The sequence below is a fragment of the Eudoraea sp. genome (genome assembly GCF_049665975.1).
GTDB lineage: Bacteria > Bacteroidota > Bacteroidia > Flavobacteriales > Flavobacteriaceae > Eudoraea.
Genome location: NZ_JBATGR010000443.1, coordinates 1 through 3,854 on the forward strand (window position 1 = coordinate 1; position 3,854 = coordinate 3,854).

Here is a 3,854-nt window from a genome sequence, read left to right on the forward strand (position 1 = left end):
CAGAAGCAGCTTTTCCATAGACAATATCCCCACTAAGAGTATCATCCGCGCGGAATTCAAGAGTTACGGCCATATCAGGATTTGCTTTAATTACTCCTGCTATTTTACCCAGAGATTCTGTAGCTCCGGCTTCTAATTTTGTGTTGTTAGGATTGGCTCCAAATAAAGTCGCATTATCCATAATTACAATAACTGATCCGCGTTCAACTTTTATATTTGCATTTTCCCCCAAGGTTTGCTTGAAATTGGTAAGCACGAGCAGCGAAATGGAGTCATTACTGGTTAATGCGTCATTAATAAATTTCAGTTCCGCTTCTTTCTTTCTCAGACTTTCCATTACACCGCCCAGGTTATCCAACTTGTTATTAGATTGTGCGGTGATATTATTTAAATTAGTCAGTAATGTAGCGTTATTCTCCTGCAGGCCCTGCAACTGACTTTCAAAAGAATCTGCCCTTGCGGCACTTATTTTTTCATTTTTTTTGGATTCTAAAAGTTCTTCCTTTGTGCTTTCCAACTCTGCATTTAAGCTGTTAACCTGAGCTATGAGTTCTTTTTTATTCTGTGCTTGCAAAGCACCACCAAATAAAAGTAAAAAGAGAAATGATAAAGTAATTCTATTCATAAGGAATTTAGATTAATTAGAAAATTGGTTTTTTAATCCTTCTTTTAAAATGTGACACAAAAATAAGTCATTTAAAGTTTCTCCAATTCTTTCTTTGTTAATTAATTGTATTCTAAAAAAGACTGTATCCAATAAATGATCGGTTTAAAGCCAGTGAAAAATTAAATTTCACATATTTAAGTAATCCAGACTCATTTCTGTGAGTGTTTTTACGCCTAGAAGTAAACCACTATCGTCTATCAGAAAATCAGGGGTATGGTGCGGGAAGGATTGGTTAGATCCGGCAGTCATGCCGCCTAAGAAAAAGAAAAAACCAGGTACTTTCTCCTGAAAATAAGAAAAATCCTCCGCCCCGGTAACGGCATTCTGGGTCTGGACATTAACCTCACCGGCAACACGTTTTATAGTAGGCAACATTTGAACAACAAGGTCTGGATCATTATAGGTAATTGCTGTATTTGTGCGAATTTCTATCGAGGCCTCACCACCATATGCCTTAGCGATTGCAGGCACCATTTCCTCCATTCTTCGGTTAATCATTTTTTGCATATCGTAATCCAGTGTCCGGATGGTACCAATCATTTCTGCACTTTCAGGAATAATATTAAAACGAACTCCACTTTTAATTTTACCAACGGAGATGACGGCCGCTTCATTGGTAAGATTGGCTTCTCTGCTAACAATTGTTTGCAACCCTTCTATAATTTTTGCACTAATAAGAATAGGATCTACACCTAACCAGGGTTGAGACCCATGGGTTTGCTTGCCTTTTACATTGATTACAAAACGTTGTGCCGATGCCATAGTACCCCCGGATTTGTATCTAATGACGCCTACAGGGGTAGCAGAATTAATATGTAATCCAAAAATCGCATCTACATCCGGGTTTTTCAATACGCCTTCCTTAACCATTAGCAGCGCACCACCTTCTTCCCCCGGAGGCGGCCCTTCTTCTGCAGGCTGAAATATGAACTTTACTGAACCTTTTATTTTATCTCTGTTTTTGGACAGCACCTCAGCCACTCCCATTAAAATTGCCGTATGTGTATCATGTCCACAGGCATGCATGACGCCTACCTTTTCACCAAGAAATTCAGAAGTAACCGTAGACTTAAATTCCAGATCATTGCGCTCAGTTACGGGCAGCGCATCAATGTCGGCCCTTAGAGCTACTACTTTTCCCGGTTGATTTCCTTTCAAAACACCAACTACTCCTGTATGTGCAACACCAGTTTGCACAGCAATGCCCAATGAGTTTAAATGTGCAGCTATTTTTTCCGCAGTCTTGAATTCACGATTAGACAATTCCGGGTTTTGGTGTATCTCTCTTCTCCATTCAATTACCTTATCTTCAACAAGCTTGTAATCATTAGTTAGGTCCAGCTCCTGGGCCATAGAAATGCTTCCGGATAGAAATGCGGTTATAAGTATTAATTTGTTCATGGTATTAAAATTTTATTAGTTGAAACCCATCGTCCTGAAGTTGTATTAATGCGGTCATGGCAGATAAGGCCAACTCAACACCATCAATAGTTTCGGAAATAGGTATATTTCTTGAAAGGGACGATTGACCACAAAATACTATCTCAACACCAGTATTTAAAAGTTTATTTATTAATTCTTCATTTGGATTATCTGTGCCGTATCTAACTTTATATTCCGAACTTTTCAGTAAATCTTTAGATGCATTATTGTGAACTACAAGGGCAACGTTAAGATTGGCAAGTGGAACACCACTCTGAGCGTGCATATTCAAAAATCGGGCTGCGGTTTCAATACTTATATTCAGCTGATCAGATGATTCGGAAGTGTTCATAATATCAAAAACCACCTTGTATTCTTTTGTGATATCGGTATTAAAATCAGGATTCTTTATGCTCCAAACTTCCCCATATCCGGAAATAACCGGACCCGAAGCTTTTGTTTGTGAATGCAAAGCAGTAAATCCGAACAAAACCCAGAATAAGAAGTTAAAAAATGAGTGTTTTAGCATGTGGTTCAATAGATTTTCTAAATATATTCAAATTGCAGACAATACAAAGTCAAAGTTCATAAATATTAGTTTATAACTTTTTCATGAGGTTAATTATGGCTAAATTCACTTCATAAAATGCCTAAAGCTTGAATACATTTTTAGATGATTTAAATGATGCTCAAAAGGGCCCTGTTTTGCACAAGGAGGGACCTCTGATGGTTATCGCCGGGGCGGGTTCAGGTAAAACCCGGGTTCTTACTTTTAGAATTGCCCATTTAATGGAGCAGGGTGTTGACCCCTTTAATATTCTGGCACTAACCTTTACCAATAAGGCTGCCAGAGAAATGAAAAAGCGAATAGCCAGTATAGTTGGCAGTTCTGAAGTAAAAAACTTATGGATGGGGACATTTCACTCCGTTTTTGCCCGTTTGCTGCGTTTTGATGGTGATAAATTAGGTTATCCAAGTAATTATACCATTTATGACACTCAGGATTCACAGCGTTTAATTTCATCGATAATTAAAGAAATGGGATTAGATAAGGACATTTATAAATACAAACAAATTCAAAATCGTATTTCATCTTACAAAAACAGTTTAATTACGGTTAAAGCCTATTTCCAAAACCCCGAACTAATGGAGGCAGACGCTATGGCAAAAAGGCCCAGGTTAGGAGATATTTACCAAAACTATGTAGACCGTTGTTTTAAAGCCGGGGCAATGGATTTTGATGATTTACTTTTACGCACCAATGAATTATTAAGCCGTTTCCCGGAAGTTTTAATGAAATATCAGGAAAGGTTCAGATATATTCTGGTTGATGAGTATCAGGATACCAATCACTCTCAATATCTTATAGTAAAAGCACTTGCAGACCGTTTTCAAAACATTTGCGTTGTAGGCGATGACGCCCAGAGCATTTACTCTTTCAGAGGGGCAAACATCACAAATATCTTGAACTTTCAAAGAGACTATGAAGATGGTGCTGTATATAGGTTAGAACAAAATTACCGATATACCAATAATATTGTCAATGCTGCAAATTCTATAATTGCCAACAACAAGAACCAATTGGAAAAGGTAGTATGGACAGCCAATGATGAGTGTACCAAGATAAAACTTCACAGAAGCACCACTGATGCTGAGGAAGGAAGATATGTGGCAGGTTCTATTTTTGAACAGAAAATGCAAAACCAGCGTGCAAATGGTGATTTTGCTGTTCTTTACCGCACAAATTCCCAATCACGTGCTATAG

At 37.9% G+C, this 3,854-nt stretch carries 4 protein-coding genes; 1 reads left to right on the plus strand and 3 read right to left on the minus strand.

What is annotated here, in order from left to right; all coding sequences use genetic code 11:
* The 3 genes from WBN20_RS14460 to WBN20_RS14470 form a co-directional block, all read right to left on the minus strand.
* Positions 1-625 (minus strand): hypothetical protein (locus WBN20_RS14460; protein WP_424282196.1); only part of this gene is annotated, 625 nt, incomplete at its 3' end.
* A gap of 168 nt (positions 626-793) precedes the next feature.
* On the minus strand, positions 794-2,068 hold the full coding sequence (locus WBN20_RS14465) for an amidohydrolase (protein WP_424282197.1): 1,275 nt from the start codon (positions 2,066-2,068) through the stop codon (positions 794-796).
* A gap of 4 nt (positions 2,069-2,072) precedes the next feature.
* Positions 2,073-2,618, minus strand: a complete 546-nt coding sequence (locus tag WBN20_RS14470) for a DsrE family protein (protein ID WP_424273440.1) — start codon at positions 2,616-2,618, stop codon at positions 2,073-2,075.
* 128 nt (positions 2,619-2,746) lie between these two features.
* Here WBN20_RS14470 and WBN20_RS14475 point away from each other — a divergent pair.
* Positions 2,747-3,854, plus strand: a 1,108-nt coding sequence (locus WBN20_RS14475; protein ID WP_424282198.1) for an ATP-dependent helicase, incomplete at its 3' end; no start/stop codon positions are given.